Origin of the sequence: Kosakonia sp. SMBL-WEM22 (assembly GCF_014490785.1) — a bacterium.
GTDB lineage: Bacteria > Pseudomonadota > Gammaproteobacteria > Enterobacterales > Enterobacteriaceae > Kosakonia.
Genome location: NZ_CP051488.1, coordinates 1,666,743 through 1,684,557 on the forward strand (window position 1 = coordinate 1,666,743; position 17,815 = coordinate 1,684,557).

Below are 17,815 nucleotides of genomic sequence, written 5' to 3' on the forward strand. Positions count from 1 at the left end.
CAAAGAGCGTGTGTTTTACACTTATGCTTCTTTAGCCAAAATCGGAATGTTTCTAAGCTTTATAGTATAAGTATAAATATTTAAGATATAATTACGATCGATAGTAATTTCTGTTATCAAAAAAGTGATCCAACCTGTATGTTTTGAAAAGAATGACATTTATAATGCCTATATACGATATGGAGGGGATATGTATTTTAAAGATGAAAGTCTGTTTAGTTTTTTGTTTAGAACCCAATTGCTCTATAGCGGCATAGATTTTTCCAACTTATTTACTTTTGGAGGCAGGATAAGGAGTCACTTAAAAGCCAAGAAAGAACTGTTGCCCTTATATCAGAGATTTAATGAAGGGCTATTATACTCAATACTTAATGACTACGAACATGAGCAAACTTCATTTTCACATCCATACAATGATTTGAAAATGGTTAAGGAATTTCTTAATTTAGGGTTTTGTCATGTTTACCAAAATAGTTGTGAGTCATTCACGTACTGTGATATGTGTATCGAAGAAAGTTACCATCATCATGGTGTCGGTTATTTAAAACGTCAATGGGGTAAAACTAAGTATTGCGATGTTCATAAAAAGTCACTTTCAGTCCTTCCCCCTTTATCATACAAAAATTCAGTTGACAGTATGTTCGAAATCCTGTCGGGAAACCTGCCTCATCCAAAAAAAATATATACATACTCAATGAATGAAGCATTACTTACCAGAGGAATGGGAAAAATAATCAGGCCGTTCTCATCTATCTATATTAAGCCTTGCGCATTACTTTTGCTGCAAAAATGGATTTACTGCAATAAAAATTATCTGCTAACTGTGCTACCAAAAAAAATTGGGGATCCTTATAGTATAGATCTCTTAAGGGAACTCAGTAAACATCCAGAAACTTATGTAAAACAAATATTTAAAAAACGAAATGAAGATAATCTGCAGGCATTTAATGATTTCATATCGGAAAACACTGTTATTACCACAGAGAAATATGGTGTTATCTATAAGGACAGTTTTAAATTCAAAATAATGAAAGCTAGAAATATCAAATGCAAATTTTCTATGAATAAAAAATTGTGTTATGGTTGTGAAATGTGGCAGAAATCATCAAAGTGAAAATGAAGAAATCAACCACTAGGTTTTTATTTGATTGTTATTATTTGGTTGGCCCAGGCGAGAAGGAATATTGAAGTTTTAACCTTTTGAAGTATTAAATGTATCATTATTTATACAGTAAATAATTATGGCTTTAGTTCAATTTACACTTTATAGTCTCCTATTAAGTAAGATGATATTTCTTATTCACCAGTTGAAGGTTTCCTTTTGGGTTTGTTCTGATCAAGGGAGGAGTGGAGCCATGTTTTTTGCATTAGTGATTTTATTTCAGCTGTTGATATTCTATTATCATATAAATGACGCTCCTCATAATATTGAGATTCATCTTTTATTGCTAAGTTCACTTTGTCTGAAATGGCGAAGTATCGTTGCAAACAGAATTTAAGAAATAATTTACGTGAAGGGGGGATATTATCACTGCGGTCATAAATATAATGAAGTAATCGTAATTTTTCGACCACTGCAGGTTCAGTATCACTATCCCATATACACTTGACGAGGTTATTGAGTGCAGTGTCGAGTTTTATCCTTCTTGAATTTTCAGCTTTACTAAGTTGTATTCTCTTTGGTAAGTGAATATCTGCATCAATAATTGGGTTTTCTATTTGATGCACTAAGTTAGAAAATAAAACACAGGCATAGCGTGCAAAATCAACGTCAATATTGTCACACTGTTCCGATTCATAAAATTGATCAGGGTAATATTCAACAGCAATGTGAGGGCTAGATGGTACTGGCCTAGACAATAATTGACAGCGGTGGCGGTAACAGACACTGACACCCGGGATCTGATGTTCGCAATGCCAGTATGGCACGCCATAATGCATCGCATCTTCTCTGGCGCATGCAGGGCAGAAGTGAAGTTGCATCCTTTGAGAGCTGTGATTACCAGTAAGTTGATAAAACCATTGCAGGCGTGCCGGTGGACCATTCAACTGGCGCAGTTCTTTTGCATAACGGGGCATTGCCCATACCCATAAAGGAAATAAAGTTTGTTCTAACCAGAGGAGCCTGGGGTTTTCGTGGTTAACATCAGCAATGTCTGTCAAATGCTGTGTCAGGAAAGGATGGAATGATGATCTGGATTCCAGCCCAAGGCTTCTTGTAAATTTTTGTACTGAATACCCACTTACAGAAAGGCTTCTGCATAGTCTGCCATGCAGAGTTTCATTAGGAAATGGTTTTAATAACATAGACCACCACGCTGTATTTGCCCAGGGCATCAGGTTTCGATTGAAGGATCTTTGCAAAGCAGATCGTAATGTTCCAGCGCACTGTATCGACAATCGTTTTGCGATAGAGCTCGAAATAGCACTGCCTCGCATCGTTCAGCGAGGATAGCCTCAGTTTGCGCAGTATAGTTATTCAACATCTTCGCAAATTCCTCGTGTTGAGGTCGCTGTAAATCACCTGTAACAGTAAATGATTTGTGGACCGATTTTACGAGTCTGGGCTTGGATATCTTAAATTGTGTCGGGCTGACATCTGGTTTTTCACTTATTCTAATTATCTCCTCAAAAGCCGATAATCCTTGCTGTTCTTCAGCACAAATAAGCGTATCCGTAACAATAAATTCGTCTGACCGACTGGTTAATACAGATTCGGAAAGCCTTAGCAAAGCGGGTGTGATTAATTCATTACCAGTGCCAATAATTTTTAATTGTGCATTCACAAATAATCGTTGAGCTATTGCCAGATTTCCTTTCGATAGCTTATGCATTTGAATGTTGAGCTCATCAGTAAGCGGGGTGTAGACATTAGTCCATTGATATCGCCAAAGGTACTGAATGAAAGATTGCCAGTCTGAAGTCTGATATGCGAGCGGATTGAGACGCATGAAACCTGCGGTTTCAGCTCGTCTTGCAAAACGTAAACGTTGCCGCATTTTCTCTTCAAATTCAGTATTTCCGCAAAAAATCAGTGGCACCCCTAATGTATCGACAATTTCGTGAAGAAAATTTATAAGCTGCTCATCACCGTTTGTGCGGGTCAACCTTTGCATTTCATCAATGACCAGCACGCCAATGAATGAAGTCTTAATTTTCTGAGCGATGAGCCGGAGTAATGTTCCACTGCGTGATGGCGGGGGCGTTCGCTCGAATCCAAGGGCATCATCAATGACAGCAAGTAAGATTTCAGTCAAATCACGTGCTTTCGAATTTGGGGGGCAATTTACTTTGAGCCAGACAACCTGACGAAGTGGAGCAAGGTCGTGCCCATGATATTCAGTATGGTCAATGACCTGAGGAAAATGTCCTAGTACCTGTTCGAGCATCGTTGATTTGCCAACTCCGCTCATACCTGTAACAGAAAATGTTCCTGCCTGGGGACGATGAAAACCGTCACCCAAGGTCTTACCCAGACTTCCGTCGATGCTGTAATGAAGAAAACGCACTGTATGAATGTCAAGCGGGTTGCGGTTCACATAACCAGTTCGCAAGAGCCGGACTATCGCTTTATAACAATCATAGAAAGATTCTTGAGGGCAGCGGAAGGCATCTATTCGGTCAATGTACTGTTCACGGATAGAGTTGCTGAGTTCACGCTCATTATCATCAATCTCGGGAAAATTGCTGAGAGACAGCATAACCTCTTCCCTCGACATCTGGGGGGGCAGCGCTTCAATAAGAGGATTGCCTCTGTACTCCGGTAAGTCTGCCTTACGATATATCGCTTGTACAGTCATTCCTATTTATCCTTTTTATAATAATTATTTTGTTTAGCAAGCCACTCCTTCCTTGCTTCAGGTCCGGGTAAAATCAAAATGTTATTAGCTGGAGGCAGATTGTAATAATCTTTAGTGTTTATGGGACCCCCTTGTTGAGCAAAAAGAACTTCATTTTTACGGTTTTCCCTGATGTTTTTATAGCGGCCATGTCCTTTAGTTCTCAATGCCTTGAGTAAATTTTCGCCGTCCAGTTCATTTTTTTGAATCAATTTGCGCAACTCCACAGAATCAGCTGTGATTATATTGCTGCTTCTATGTATATCAATGATGTCTGCTACCACCTCCGCCTCCATGTGGGGCATACCTCGAAATATCTTTCTTCTGGACAGGAGTTCACTTTGAGAAAAAGGGGTGTCCTTACTTTTTCTTATATAAATCATGTCCATTGAATTATCGTTAATCCGCACGTCTATTCGTGTATGACCAAAGTTTCTTGCTGCCACCATCTCATCATCTGAGCATTCATAGAAACGATTTCCATACTGAATGCCCTTTCCGGTAACGCTAGCACTATCCGGGTACAGAAGTTTGGATATGATTTCTTGTTCAGATATCTGGTAACCGCTGAAACGGAAATTTGCGACACTGATATTCCAGCTGTTTACAGGAGTTGCAATTAGATTATTTTTAAGAAGAAGAGGATTTATATAGAGAAGTTCTTTATTCAGAGCATGGTTATACTCATCTACAGCACGGATCATGATTTGTGTGAAGGCCTTAAGGGTGTAGCATGAGCTAAGCTGTGGCCGCGCTTCCCCTCTAACAACAAATCCACCTCTTGTCGTTCCCAGTAGTTTATGGACTGCTTTATGGTTTAGTATACGAAATCGGCTTTCAACAATGCTTTTCAGATCTGCTCTGTAGGAAGGGGCAAACATTAACTCTGTGAAGGGTACCACTGCTGACTGAGCTTTCAGCCCAATCAATTCAGCGTTATCACAAAGTAACTTTGTTGGGACATGGCTGCACGGCCAGCGGCTATCACTGATATCATTGATACCAAATAATTGACAATATGCCTCTTTTGGTGAAAAGCAGTTAGCAAGTGCCTGAGCAGCCGCTCGCCACGAAGCATAAAGATAAGAAACATGCATACCCGTTATCATTCTGGTAGCACGGTCGACAACCAAATATACTGTTGGCCGGCCAACCACATTTCCGGTCAACTCAGATATCAAATGTACATCAGCAACTGTGGCATCAATTTCGAATACTGAGCCAGGGAGTGTATCAGTGTTTGCTGAGGAACCAGCTAACGCGCGTTTATTGAGTAAGAAATCTCTTTCTGTAGTTCGTCTCCGTGCAATTTGGGCAAGCGAGAATAGTTTGGTAATACAATATCTGAACTGTGCCAGAGACGGATAGGGAATAACTGCTTTATCCGTTTGTGAGACCAGTTCAGGAAAATATTCTTCAAGGTAGATGCGCCAGCATTCCGTCTGGCTTTTACCTCGAGGTTTGAGATAATATTTTTGGAGGATTTTTTTTATGTTAGCAGTATCAAGATCGGACATGACGTAGATGTCTGACCGACCGTCAACAATGACGCGCCCCTTCTTTTTTCGACCAACTGAAACAGATTTGAGTGATTTTTTTCCACCGACTCCTCCGCTTTTTGCGTAAGCAGGTGTCAGTGACTGTTTACCTCGCCCATACTTCCAATAATTTGATAGCAACTGTCTTATCGTGGTGTAGCTGATGTTGTTGTTCGTGGCATAATTTCTTAATATCGGACTTCGTTCATTGAGAGCGTATAAAAAGAGAAATTCACGGTCTGATATTAGAGGGGTGATTAAGGCGAAGTTCTTATCTCGCCTAAGTCTGTTTTTTTCGGGTATTTCATCTTCTGTAGCCATCATCCACACGGGGATTTGATAGTTGAGTTGCACAATTTTTTTTGCCTGAATGCCAAGCTTAAAAGGCTCAATGTAGAAGAACTTTGGACGTGTGATTTTGTTGTCGCTAATTTCATATAACACCATGCTTCCAGTTTCACTGTACAGTGCAAGAACCCGGTAAAGAACATCGGAAAGTCCTTCAACACCAGAGACCGACCATACAGAATTCTCAATTATTTTCATTAGTCAGGCCCACCTCGTATGCACTGTTACGTAAAACTGAAATGTACCCACAATTGACGATGTCCGAAGTCAAATCTACTTCAATGCTTTTAGTTGCCAACATAAATTTCAGTATAAAAAGTGATCTTTCAGGAGGGATTCGCAGGAACAAAGACATTTTTTTGACAATATCAGAAATCATATACTGGCCGGGTGGTAGTCTTCTCAGTATCGAAGAGTCAATGTTTAAATCTGGCAACCCATTCATACGAAAAGGTGCAGTAAACCAATTAATATTTTCGCTCTTAATCTTATTAATTTTACTACCTGTGTAAACCTGGAACTGAATGTTAATTCCCTCCCAGAAAAGTCGTTCAATCTCCTGCTTTTCTGCATCACGTTTGGAAATTATTTCATCTGGTTTGATAGAGTAAGCGCGGTATTTGATGCTTCCATTTGGATTCCTGAATGTCAGAACGAAGTCAGTTGTCATAACAGCAGGCGTTGCCGCGATGTCTGTGCTTTTGACGTTACGGCGTAATGTCGGATGAGGAACATTAAGAATGCGAGAAATATTTTGAGTGAGAGTGATCGGCAGAAGAGGAAATTGCTCGCGAATATCTATTACAGCATCATTGAATTCGGCAAGGTAGTAAAATTCACTTTCAATACTGGACAATGTATTGTGCTGTCTGAATGTTTTTAAACCACGTATGGCTGAGCGTATTCCTGTAGATTGTTTAAAGTCTTGTGGCCTAATCCATGGCTGATAGTTTTCCCCAGAGCCGATACCCACCCCGTCTTTAAGTGCTTTTTCATAGCTCTCAAGCGATGTAAACCGTCTTCCTCTGCTCATAACAACCTCATGAGAACAGGCGAGTAAGATATGTACTTCACCTTTTATAAGTGTAGTCCTGTTTGCACAGGTTACAAAAAAATGAAGATAGCCTCAAATGCCTGTAAAAGCGTCATCAAATCAGATCGTTATTCAGGATAGTGACATAACTTTGTTATGAGAAACGTGATTAGTGACATAACTCTGTGATTAGTTACATAACTTTAATATGACGCGACAGCGTCACAAAACCGCGCTTCTCTCTTTGCCTGTTATTTCGCCATTCGCTATATGACTAGTCATATAAACGAAATGACTAGTCATGGAGAAAGCGCAATGAGCAGAACATTACCGACCGGTTTTTTATGGGGCAACTCCGTCTCCAGCATGCAGACCGAAGGGGCGTGGAATGAGGGCGGAAAAGGGATGTCGGTCTACGATATCCGCGAAGCCAGCGAATTCGCCTCCGACTGGAAAGTCGCCACCGACTCCTATCACCGCTACGAGGAAGATTTCGATCTGATGCAGGATCTGGGCATGAACTGCTACCGCTTTCAGATCGCCTGGAGCCGCGTTTGCCCTGAGGGTGACGGTGAATTCAATCAGGAGGGCATCGATTTTTACGCGCGCTTTATTGACGGTCTGCTGGCGCGCGGCATTGAGCCGATGGTCTGCCTTTACCACTTCGATATGCCGCTGGCGCTGGCAGAAAAGTATAACGGTTTTGTCGATCGCCACGTGCTGGACGCCTTTGTGCGCTATGGCCAGAAGATGATCGACTGCTTCGGCAGCAAGGTGAAGTACTGGCTCACCTTTAACGAGCAGAATATCTACCATATGCCCGGCGCGTTTCAGGTTGGCGGCTACCTGAAGGGCGAAAAAACTCTGCGCGAGCTTTACCAGATTCAGCACCACGTGATGATGGCGCACGTGCTGCTGACGCACTATCTGCACGATACCCAGCCCGGCAAACTGATGGGCGGCATGCTCGCGCACCAGCTGATCTACCCGGCTACCTGCAAACCGCGCGATATCTTCTGTGCCATGCAGTATGACGAATTCCTCAATCAGAACCTGCTGCGCGTCTACGCCGGGCAGGGCTACAGCCCGGCGGTGATGGCGGTGGTGGAAAAAGAGGGCTTCGGCGATATCTACCGGGATGAGGATCTGGCGCAGATCGCGCGCGTCAAAAACGACTTTATGGCCTTCAGCTACTACGCCAGCAAAACGCTGGATAGCGACGCCATTGGCACGGATACGCCGGTCAACTACTACCTGCACGAAGGTGACAAGCCTAACCCTTACCTTGAAGCGACGGAGTGGGGCTGGCAGATCGATCCGCTCGGTTTTCGCGCCATCATTACCCGCTACTACAACGACTGGCGGCTGCCGGTCTTCCCGATTGAGAACGGCATCGGCGTGATTGAGGAGTGGGACGGCGTCAACCCGATTGATGATGAGTACCGCATTGCCTATCACCGCGATCACCTGCAGGCGATGCAGGATGCGATGTTTGAAGATGGCGCGCAGGTGATTGGCTATCTCGGCTGGGGACTTATCGACATTCTCAGCTCCCAGGGGGATATGCGTAAACGCTACGGCGTGGTCTACGTCAACCGCGATAACCACGACCTGAAAGATATGCGACGCGTACCGAAAAAGAGCTACCGCTGGCTGCAACGGGTGATCCGTAGCAACGGGCGTGACCTGTAACGCAGTGATAAGAGGGCAGCGCAATGTCTGAGACAAAAATCACGCCGAAAATGCAGTTATTCGTCGATAAGTTCGTGGAGTTCTCCGCCCGCCTGGCAAATCAGGTGCATCTGCGATCCCTGCGCGACGCGTTCGCGGCAGTGATGCCGATCTTCATCCTCGCCGGGCTGGCGGTACTGATCAATAACGTCATTTTCCCCTGGGTGCTGGAGGGGGAGACGCTGGCACGCTTTAAGGTGTGGGGCGAAGCGGTCATTAACGGCACGCTGAATATCGCGGCCCTGTTGATTGCGCCAATGACCGCCTGGTCGCTGGCGCGCAATAAGAACTTCGAAAACCCGGTCTCAGCGGTGGTCATTGCGATTGCCAGTTTTATCATCATGATGCCGATGCAGCTCGATGTGGTGCCGGTGGGAAGTAAAACGACGGTGAGCGTCGCGCAGATGCTGTCGTTTGCCAATATCGGCACCACCGGCATTTTCGCCGGAGTGATTATCGGCCTGCTCTCGACGGAGCTCTTTATCCGTGTCGCCAGCGTGAAGCGCTTCTCCATTTCGCTTGGCGACAATGTGCCGTCGGCGGTGGGGCAATCCTTCTCGGCGCTGATCCCGACCATCATCACCCTGTCGATCTTCGCGATGATGGCAGCGCTGCTGGCGAACCTGCTGCACACGGATTTGATCCATCTCATTACCACCCTGATCCAGCAGCCGCTGCGCCAGATCAACACCAGCCTGCCGGGCACGCTCTTTATCTACAGCTTCGGTAACTTCCTCTTTACGCTCGGTATTCACCAGACGGTGGTTAACGGCGTGATCCTCGAACCGCTGCTACTCATTAACACTAATGAGAATATGCTGGCCTTCGCCAACGGTCAGCCGATCCCGCATATTATCAACAGCATTTTTGTGCCGACCTTCGGCATGATTGGCGGCACCGGCAGCACGCTGTCGCTACTGATCGCCATTTTTATCTTCGCTAGGCAGCAGTCGGCAAAGCAGGTGGCACGGCTGGCCATTTCGCCGGGGCTGTTCAACATCAACGAACCGGTGATTTTCGGCCTGCCGATTGTCTTTAACCTGCCGCTGATGATCCCCTTTGTACTACTCCCGGCATTGGGCATCTGGTTCGCCTGGTTCTGCACGACGATGGGCTGGATGGCGCGCTGCGTGGTGATGATCCCGTGGACTACGCCGCCGATTTTAAGCGCCTGGCTGGCGACGGCGGGCGACTGGCGGGCGGTGGTGGTTCAGTTGATAATCATCATCTTTGGTGTATTCTTCTACCTGCCTTTCCTCAAAATTGCCGAGAGAGTGGCCTTAAGAAACAATGGGATAGACTAAATTACCGGGACGGGTCATGGCGGCAAAATATATCACCATCGCGCGGGAAATTAAGCGGCGCATTCTTAGCCAGCAGTACCCTGCCAGCGCGCCGCTGCCGGACCAGTTCGCGCTGGCGGCGGAGTTTAATACCAGCCGCATGACCATCCAGCAGGCGATGCGTCAGCTAATTGTTGAGGGGCTGGTCTATACCCGCCAGGGGCAGGGTACCTTTATCCGCAAAAACTTCCTTCAGCTGTCGCGTTGGGATCTCCCGGGCAGCGACTATTTTGGTGCCACCAAAACCTGGGAGAATGTCGGCGAAGTGACCAGCAAGATTGTGCGCTTCGATCTGCGTTTTGCCAGCGAAAAGGAGCAGGCTTCGCTGCTGGTGGGGCCGGATGAGCCGGTGTATGACTTTGTGCGCCTGCGTCTGCTGGAGGGGGAACCGGTGTCTTTGGAGTTCACGCTGATGCCGGTAAACCTGGTGCCGGGGCTTAACCGCAGCCATCTGGAAAGCTCGGTGTTTCGCTATGTGCAGGACGATCTGGCGCTAAAAATTATGGGGTCGTACCGCATTGTCCGTGCGCTGAAGCCCTGCGACGAGGATAAGCAGTACCTCAATTGTGACGAGACCGATCCGGTGCTGGAGGTGGAGCAGGTTATCTACCTGGAGGATGGCACGCCGCTGGAGTATGCCCATTGCCATTACCGCTACGATCACGGCGGGGTGATTGTGGTTAACCACGGATAAATAAGCGCCGCTTTTATTATTGCCGGATGGCGGCTACGCCTTATCCGGCCTACGTCGTATGTTGCCGGTAACGGATTTTGTAGGCTCAATAAGGCAACCAACATAAAAAAAGCGGAGCCGACGCTCCGCTTTTTAAATCAGTTTTAGGCCGGATAAGCGAAGCGCCATCCGGCATTCAAACCAACCGCCAATCAGTTCAGACGTACCGGCATACCGGAACGGTTCTGGATCGCCTGGTCAACCACGCTTGAATCAACGTCTGCCTGGCTGGTCACCGCCTGCACCGCTTTGGTCAGCGCGATCGGCACGATTTCGCCGCCGGTAAACTGCGCTTCGGTGGTGGAGAGCGGGTTGTGAACTTCGATATAGCGGCTGCCATCCGGCTCGGTGGTCGCTTTTACCGGCTCATCAATAAACTGCACGCGAGTGCCGACCGGCACGTTCTCGAACAGGAATTTGATGTCGTCGTTACGCAGACGCACGCAGCCGTGGCTGACGCGCAGGCCGATACCGAAGTTGGCGTTGGTGCCGTGGATCGCATACAGGCGGCCAATATAGAGTGCGTAGAGACCCATCGGGTTATCCGGGCCAGCCGGTACCACCGGCGGCAGCGGTTGACCCATTGCCTGATACTCGGCGTGCATTTTTGCCGTCGGTGTCCAGGTCGGACCGGCTTTTTTACGCTCGACTTTGGTGGTCCAGGCAATCGGGGTATCTTTACCCAACTGACCGATACCGATTGGCAGCACGATCACTGTGTTGGTGCCTTTCGGATAGTAGTAGAGGCGCATCTCCGCACTGTTAATCACAATCCCTTCATGAACGGTATCCGGCAGGATCAACTGCTGCGGAACGTTCATTACCGTGCCGCCTTTCGGCAGATAGGCGTCAATGCCCGGGTTAGCTTCCAGCATGTTGGAGAGACCCATCTGGTATTCAGCCGCAAAATATTCCAGCGGCTGGCTATTGCCTTCAGGAATGGTTACGACCTGGTTCTGACCGATCAGACGGCTGCCATCAGTCGGCAGCGGATAAGTCACAGCAGACGCGCTATTGCAAAATCCCACGACAGCAAAGGCCGCCGCGAAGAGAGTTCTTAATTTCATATTCATGTTGTGCGAGATTATTGCCACACTGGCCGTTGGGTTGAGAATGCAGGAAGCGCATTATATGTGCATTCCCCCGTCCAGGGAATTCAGATGTTGACGAAATCACACTTTTTTCCCGTTGTTTGCAGTGTAGCGGTCTGACAGCGGGCAAGAATCTAATTCGGAATTGTGGCATACTATGGCGTTTGTCACATATTTCAGGATATCGCCGTGTTAGTCACCAGCAACGTCACCATGCAGTTCGGCAGTAAGCCGCTGTTCGAAAACATTTCCGTCAAATTTGGCGGCGGCAACCGTTACGGCCTGATCGGCGCGAACGGGAGCGGTAAATCCACCTTTATGAAGATCCTCGGCGGCGACTTAGAGCCGTCGCTGGGCAACGTCTCTCTCGATCCCAATGAGCGCATCGGTAAGCTGCGCCAGGACCAGTTCGCCTTCGAAGCCTTCAGCGTGCTCGACACGGTGATCATGGGTCACGCCGAGCTGTGGGAAGTGAAGCAGGAGCGCGACCGCATTTACGGCCTTGCCGAGATGAGCGAAGAGGATGGCTATAAAGTGGCCGATCTCGAAGTGCTGTATGGCGAAATGGATGGCTACTCGGCGGAAGCGCGCGCGGGCGAACTGCTGCTCGGCGTCGGTATTCCGGTGGAGCAGCACTACGGCCCGATGAGCGAAGTCGCCCCCGGCTGGAAGCTGCGTGTGCTGTTGGCGCAGGCGCTGTTCGCTAACCCGGATATTCTGCTGCTCGATGAACCGACCAACAACCTGGACATCGACACCATTCGCTGGCTGGAGCAGGTGCTGAACGAGCGTGACAGCACCATGATCATCATTTCGCACGACCGTCACTTCCTGAACATGGTCTGCACCCATATGGCCGATCTCGACTACGGCGAGCTGCGCGTCTATCCGGGCAACTACGACGAATACATGACCGCCGCGACCCAGGCGCGCGAACGTCTGCTGGCGGATAACGCCAAGAAGAAAGCGCAGATTGCCGAGCTGCAATCCTTCGTCAGCCGCTTTAGCGCCAACGCCTCCAAATCGCGTCAGGCAACTTCTCGCGCCCGCCAGATCGATAAGATCAAGCTTGACGAGGTGAAAGCCTCCAGCCGTCAGAACCCGTTTATCCGCTTCGAGCAGGATAAGAAACTGTTCCGTAACGCGCTGGAAGTGGAGCAGCTTGCTAAAGGCTTCGATAACGGCCCGCTGTTTAAAAACTTCAACATGCTGATGGAAGTAGGCGAGAAGATCGCCATTCTTGGTACCAACGGCGTCGGTAAAACCACGCTGCTGAAAACGCTGGTCGGCGAGCTTACGCCGGATAACGGCACGGTAAAGTGGTCGGAAAACGCCCGCATCGGCTACTACGCGCAGGATCACGCAACGGATTTTGATAACGACCTGACGGTGTTTGACTGGATGAGCCAGTGGAAACAGGAGGGCGACGACGAGCAGGCGGTGCGCGGTATTCTGGGTCGTCTGCTCTTCAGCCAGGACGATATCAAGAAACCGGCGAAGGTGCTCTCCGGCGGCGAGAAGGGGCGTATGCTCTTCGGCAAGCTGATGATGGAAAAACCGAATATTCTGGTGATGGACGAACCGACCAACCACCTGGATATGGAGTCGATCGAATCCCTGAACATGGCGCTGGAGATGTACCAGGGGACGCTGATTTTCGTCTCGCACGACCGTGAATTCGTCAGCTCCCTGGCAACCCGCGTGATTGAGCTTACGCCGCAGCGCGTGGTCGATTTCACCGGTAACTATGAAGATTATTTGCGTACCAAAGGTATCGAATAAATTTACCGTCGTCTTTCACGCCGCAGGTGCGTTGGCTGCACCTTCGTACCTCGGTCACTGACTTCAGTAAGCTCCCGGGGATACTCAGGTTTGCCGCCTTCCTGCAACGCGAAATACTTTGGTAAATGCTGAGCAGATAAAGGAACGGATTGCCGGATGGCGGCTTACGCCTTATCCGGCCTACAAAACCGCTCCGATCCCGTATGCCGGATAAGCGTTTACGCGCCATCCGGCGGTGAGATGCATGCCAAATGCCGGATGGCGGCTTGCGCCTTATCCGGCCTACAAAACTGCTCCGATCCCGTAGGCCGGATAAGCGTTTACGCGCCATCCGGCGATGAGATGCATGCTAAATGCCGGATGGCGGCTTGCGCCTTATCCGGCCTACAAAACCGCTCCGATCCCGTATGCCGGATAAGCGTTTACGCGCCATCCGGCGGTGAGATGCATGCTAAATGCCGGATGGCGGCTTACGCCTTATCCGGCCTACAAAACCGCTCCGATCCCGTAGGCCGGATAAGCGTTTACGCGCCATCCGGCATGTTTTTACCTGAATGACCACGCCGTTGCCGGCTCGCCGTTAATCACTAACCGGCGTTTTTCCCCGGCGGGGAGGGTGACATTCAGCGTCTGCCAGGCCGGGCGGTAATCGCCGCGCGCGGTAACCTCAAGGTTAATGGTTTCGCTGTCGCACACCATCTCCCAGTTTAACCACAGCGCATTGCCCTCTTTATAACCCCACGACTCACCATCATCCTCAAACAGCAGGCCGCTGGAGCGCCCGGTACCTTTCAGCGGGAAGAGTTGCAGTTCGCGGAAGGTATCGCTTTTCGCCTCTACATGACGAATGCGGTCGCTCAGCGGCAAACCGGCCCCGGCGCGTACCAGCAGCGGTAATTTTTCCAGCGGCGCATCCAGCGTCACCCACTGGCCTGGCGCATACCATGCCCCGGTATAAAAATCGTACCAGCCACTCTCATTGGCGGGCAGCCAAAGAGAACGCTCGCGCTGACCCGGCTCAACGACGCTGGCGACCAGCAGATCGCGGCCGAGCAGGAAGTCATCGCACTCCTCAAAGGTCTGCGCATCGTTTTCATGATCGAGGAAGGTCGGGCGCAGCATCGGCTCGTCATCGGCATGCGCCTGCCACAGCAGGGTGTAGAGATAGGGCAACAGACGGTAGCGCAGCTCAATGGCGCTACGGATCGCCGGGGTCACCGCCGAGTACATCCACGGCTCGTTCACCGTCTGGTCATCATTCCATGAGTGGATGGTAAAACGCGGATGCATCACGCCGTTCTGCACCCAGCGTACAAACAGCTCGGCATCGGGTTTATCGCCGGAAAAGCCGCCGACATCGTGTCCAACGTTATAAAGCCCGGACAAACTCATTCCCAGCCCCATGCGGGTGTTGTAGCGCAGCGTCTGCCAGTTGGTGCGGTTATCGCCGCTCCATGTCTGCACATAGCGCTGCATCCCGGCACAGCCGGAGCGGGAGATGAGGTAAGGGCGTTTATCTGGCGCGAAACGCTGCTGTGCTTCCATCGAGGCGCGCATCATCAGGAGCGGCATCACCGGGCGAATATGTTTGATGGCGATCTCCTTACCAAAGCCGGCGCAGCGCGCTTCGCCATCCCACACTTCAAACTCATTATTGTCGTTCCAGGTGGAGTCGATACCCATCTCCAGCAGCTGCGTGGTGACGCCCTCCTGCCACCAGGCGATGGTCTGCGGGTTGGTGAAATCGAGATGCGAACCCTCGTCATCCCAGAAGCTGGAGCGCTCCGGCCCGGGGTTCTCCGAATCGCGAATAAACAGCCCTCTCTCTGCCACTTCGTGATAGCGCGGATGATCCTGCAACAGGCAGGGTTTGATATTGGCCGCCAGCTTCAGCCCGGCATCGTGAAACGCCTGGCTCATCACCTTCGGCTGCGGCACTTTGTTGTAGTTCCAGTTAAAGACGTAGCGTTTGCCGTTGATCGAGGTGTAACCCGACGAGAGCTGGAACGAGTCGCAGGGGATCGCATGCTCTTCACACAGGCGAATAAAGTTCATCAGCTGGTTTTGCGCATCCGGTGCATCGGTGTAGTGCATGGTCGAGCCGCTGTAGCCAAGGCTCCACTTCGGCCCGAAGAGGGTTTTGCCCGTCAGGCGCACAAAGGCTTTCGTGACATCCAGCGCACGCGCACCGGTAAAAATGTAGTAATCGATATCGCCCGCTTCCGCCTGCCAGCGGCGATAGGCGGTGTGGTAGTTGTCGATCTCATTGCCGAGATCCAGCCAGCAGCTGCTGAGGTTGTCGTAAAACAGCCCGTAGCTGACATCATCCCGGCGGGTGAGGGTAAAGGGCACGTGTTTATAGAGCGGGTCGGTGCTTGCTGCGTTGTAGCCCATTGCATCCAGGTTGCGCATCTCATAGCGCTGGCCGGTGCGTTGCAGGTTGCCCGCTTTCTCGCCGAGGCCGTAAAAACGCTCCTCCTTTTTACGGCTGAGGTAGTGCGCCACGCCGTCGCCGTGAGCATTGATTTGATAAGCGCTGGTCGGGCGATCGCCTGCCAGCCACTGCCACTCGCCTGCGTCATTACGGTAGTGCCACTCCAGCCACAATGGCTGATGCACCGTTACGCGCAGTTGCTCGCTCTCAACGGTCAGCGTCTCCTGCTGCTGTTCGAGCGTCCACGCGGGCAGGCTAAAACCGCTCAGATCCTCGCGGCTGCGCCCCTCCCACGGCACATCCTCCTTTGGCGCGATGCTCCAGGTGCGTGCCAGCGCCAGCTCGCCCTTGCGCTTAATCAGCACGCGAAACAGGTTCGCTTCCAGCACATAGAGGCAGAGCGTATGTTGCCCATCGATCAATAGCTCAACGTGATGAGCGCTCTGTTTTTGTAACGTCCAGTTCTTCAGCGTTTTCATAGCAGACTTCCACAATCAGGCGCGTTTTGCGCGACGTTCAGCAATAAATGCCACCAGGAAAATAGCGCCAATCAGGTCAAAGAAACCCATGGCAATAAATAGCGGGTTGAAGCCAATCTTGTCGGCGGTAACGCCAATCAGCAGTGAGAAGAGGAAGCTGGCGATCCACGCCGCCGAGCCGCGCATGCCGTTGACGGTGGCCATCTGGCCTTTGTCGAAGGACTCAACCACCAGCGCGCTCAACATGCAGGAGATGATCTGGTGGCCGAAGCCGCCAATCGAGATCAGCACAATGGTGATATAGGGATCGCGAGTGATCGCCACGACTGCCAGCGAGATCATCAGGAACGCGCCGGTCAGGGAACTGGCAACCACCGAGTTGACGCGCGAGCAGCCGAACCAGCGGGTATAGAGTTTGGTGAGATAACCGCTCGCCACGCTGCCGAGGTCGGCGGCGAGGAAGGGGAGCCAGGCGAACATCGCAATCTGTTTCAGATCCATACCGTGCTCTTTCGCCAGATAGAGCGGCACCCAGAAACTCAGCACCGCCCAGGCCGGTTCCGCCATAAAGGCCGGAATGGCGATACCGTAGAAGCGTTTATTTTTCGAGACGGTTTTCAGGGCGGTGAGGAAGGGGAGTTTCACCGCCGGTGGCTCATTATCCTGCTGAATAAAGGCCAGCTCTTCGCGGCTCAGGTTCGGGTGCTTGTCCGGGTTGTGATAAAACGCCCACCACAAAATCACCCACAGCAGCGCCAGCACGCCGGTGAACATAAACGCCCCCTGCCAGCCAAATGAGGCGTGGGCGAAGTAGATAATCGGCGGTGCCAGCATCGCGCCGATGGAGAAGCCAACGCCCGCCCAGCCAGCGGCGACCGGACGCTCCGATTTTGGGAACCACTCGCCGATGGTTTTGGCGTTAGCGGGCGTTGCCGCCGCTTCCGACGCGCCCATGGTGAAGCGCAAAATCGCCAGATGGATCCAGCTGCCTGCGCCTGCGTGGAACATACAGGCCAGCGCCCAGATGATCGCGCAGACCATAAAGCCCACTTTCAGGCCAATCACATCGATCAACCAGCCACAGAGCGGCTGGAACAGGGTGTATGCCAGCTGAAATGCGCCGACAATCCATGAATATTGTTCAGTGGTGATACCGAGGCTGGTTTTCAGTTCTGGCGCCAGGATACCCAGCGAGTTACGGGTGATGTAGTTCACCGTCACGCCAAACAGAAAGAGTACCAGCATCCACCAGCGTAATTTTTTGAAGATCCGGCGACTGCTTGTGGCCGCCACGTCGTTGTTAATCCCCTGGCTCATGGTGTTCTCCGCTCATCGTTTTGTAGGGACGTTGCGTTATCGCGGCCGGGCGAAAAGTTGTTATACCGCCAGGCACGCGTGATGATTTTTTTCTTGGTTTTTGTCTTAAGAACACACACAACTAGTATGGAAGTTGTATGACACATT

General features: G+C 50.2%; 12 protein-coding genes. 5 read left to right on the forward strand and 7 right to left on the reverse strand.

Features of this window, described 5'->3' with window-relative positions:
- The first annotated feature begins 190 nt into the window (after nt 1–190).
- The gene (locus tag HF650_RS07955) at nt 191–1,114 is read left to right on the forward strand and encodes a hypothetical protein (RefSeq protein ID WP_130053476.1); all 924 of its coding nucleotides are present in this window, start codon (nt 191–193) and stop codon (nt 1,112–1,114) included.
- A gap of 182 nt (nt 1,115–1,296) precedes the next feature.
- Here the strand turns inward: HF650_RS07955 and HF650_RS07960 are convergent, their stop codons facing one another.
- Genes HF650_RS07960 through HF650_RS07975 form a run of 4 tightly spaced genes read right to left on the reverse strand, consistent with a single transcriptional unit; the run spans nt 1,297 to nt 6,758 of the window.
- Nucleotides 1,297–2,307, reverse strand: coding sequence for a TniQ family protein (locus tag HF650_RS07960; RefSeq protein ID WP_187801882.1), 1,011 nt, complete (start codon nt 2,305–2,307; stop codon nt 1,297–1,299).
- Nucleotides 2,308–2,336: 29 nt separating this feature from the next.
- On the reverse strand, nt 2,337–3,800 hold the full coding sequence (locus tag HF650_RS07965) for an ATP-binding protein (RefSeq protein WP_130053403.1): 1,464 nt from the start codon (nt 3,798–3,800) through the stop codon (nt 2,337–2,339).
- Between the two features lie 2 nt (nt 3,801–3,802).
- Nucleotides 3,803–5,923 carry a hypothetical protein gene (locus HF650_RS07970; RefSeq protein ID WP_057521438.1) on the reverse strand — a complete coding sequence of 707 codons (2,121 nt, stop codon included), beginning with the start codon at nt 5,921–5,923 and terminating at the stop codon, nt 3,803–3,805.
- Nucleotides 5,910–6,758, reverse strand: a complete 849-nt coding sequence (locus HF650_RS07975; RefSeq protein ID WP_130053402.1) for a TnsA endonuclease N-terminal domain-containing protein — start codon at nt 6,756–6,758, stop codon at nt 5,910–5,912. The genes HF650_RS07970 and HF650_RS07975 overlap by 14 nt, the downstream gene beginning before the upstream one ends.
- 315 nt (nt 6,759–7,073) lie before the next feature.
- Here HF650_RS07975 and HF650_RS07980 point away from each other — a divergent pair, with 315 nt between their 5' ends.
- From HF650_RS07980 to HF650_RS07990, 3 genes are read left to right on the forward strand one after another with little or no spacing between them, the layout of a single operon-like run.
- Nucleotides 7,074–8,450, forward strand: coding sequence for a glycoside hydrolase family 1 protein (locus tag HF650_RS07980; RefSeq protein ID WP_187801883.1), 1,377 nt, complete (start codon nt 7,074–7,076; stop codon nt 8,448–8,450).
- Between the two features lie 23 nt (nt 8,451–8,473).
- Complete coding sequence (locus HF650_RS07985; protein WP_187801884.1) at nt 8,474–9,793, forward strand: PTS transporter subunit EIIC; 1,320 nt, start codon at nt 8,474–8,476, stop codon at nt 9,791–9,793.
- 16 nt (nt 9,794–9,809) lie between these two features.
- Nucleotides 9,810–10,526 (forward strand): GntR family transcriptional regulator, encoded by a 717-nt coding sequence (locus HF650_RS07990; protein WP_023481777.1) that lies wholly within the window; start codon nt 9,810–9,812, stop codon nt 10,524–10,526.
- Between the two features lie 191 nt (nt 10,527–10,717).
- Here HF650_RS07990 and ldtB read toward each other — a convergent pair whose 3' ends face one another.
- Nucleotides 10,718–11,638 (reverse strand): L,D-transpeptidase, encoded by a 921-nt coding sequence (gene ldtB / locus HF650_RS07995; RefSeq protein ID WP_187801885.1) that lies wholly within the window; start codon nt 11,636–11,638, stop codon nt 10,718–10,720.
- A gap of 207 nt (nt 11,639–11,845) precedes the next feature.
- On the opposite strand from ldtB, the gene HF650_RS08000 reads away from it, so the two are divergent.
- Nucleotides 11,846–13,438 (forward strand): ABC-F family ATPase, encoded by a 1,593-nt coding sequence (locus HF650_RS08000; RefSeq protein WP_187801886.1) that lies wholly within the window; start codon nt 11,846–11,848, stop codon nt 13,436–13,438.
- Between the two features lie 546 nt (nt 13,439–13,984).
- Here HF650_RS08000 and HF650_RS08005 read toward each other — a convergent pair.
- Together HF650_RS08005 and HF650_RS08010 are read right to left on the reverse strand one after the other, a co-directional pair.
- Nucleotides 13,985–16,351 (reverse strand): glycoside hydrolase family 31 protein, encoded by a 2,367-nt coding sequence (locus tag HF650_RS08005; protein WP_187801887.1) that lies wholly within the window; start codon nt 16,349–16,351, stop codon nt 13,985–13,987.
- A gap of 15 nt (nt 16,352–16,366) precedes the next feature.
- The gene (locus tag HF650_RS08010) at nt 16,367–17,668 is read right to left on the reverse strand and encodes an MFS transporter (protein ID WP_187801888.1); all 1,302 of its coding nucleotides are present in this window, start codon (nt 17,666–17,668) and stop codon (nt 16,367–16,369) included.
- Between the last annotated feature and the right edge of the window lie 147 nt (nt 17,669–17,815).

Coding starts and splice junctions, on each gene's coding strand:
- HF650_RS07955 (WP_130053476.1), top strand. CDS start 191: ATGTATTTTAAAGATGAAAGTCTGTTTAGTTTTTTGTTTAGAACCCAA.
- HF650_RS07960 (WP_187801882.1), bottom strand. CDS start 2,307: ATGTTATTAAAACCATTTCCTAATGAAACTCTGCATGGCAGACTATGC.
- HF650_RS07965 (WP_130053403.1), bottom strand. CDS start 3,800: ATGACTGTACAAGCGATATATCGTAAGGCAGACTTACCGGAGTACAGA.
- HF650_RS07970 (WP_057521438.1), bottom strand. CDS start 5,923: ATGAAAATAATTGAGAATTCTGTATGGTCGGTCTCTGGTGTTGAAGGA.
- HF650_RS07975 (WP_130053402.1), bottom strand. CDS start 6,758: ATGAGCAGAGGAAGACGGTTTACATCGCTTGAGAGCTATGAAAAAGCA.
- HF650_RS07980 (WP_187801883.1), top strand. CDS start 7,074: ATGAGCAGAACATTACCGACCGGTTTTTTATGGGGCAACTCCGTCTCC.
- HF650_RS07985 (WP_187801884.1), top strand. CDS start 8,474: ATGTCTGAGACAAAAATCACGCCGAAAATGCAGTTATTCGTCGATAAG.
- HF650_RS07990 (WP_023481777.1), top strand. CDS start 9,810: ATGGCGGCAAAATATATCACCATCGCGCGGGAAATTAAGCGGCGCATT.
- ldtB (WP_187801885.1), bottom strand. CDS start 11,638: ATGAATATGAAATTAAGAACTCTCTTCGCGGCGGCCTTTGCTGTCGTG.
- HF650_RS08005 (WP_187801887.1), bottom strand. CDS start 16,351: ATGAAAACGCTGAAGAACTGGACGTTACAAAAACAGAGCGCTCATCAC.
- HF650_RS08010 (WP_187801888.1), bottom strand. CDS start 17,668: ATGAGCCAGGGGATTAACAACGACGTGGCGGCCACAAGCAGTCGCCGG.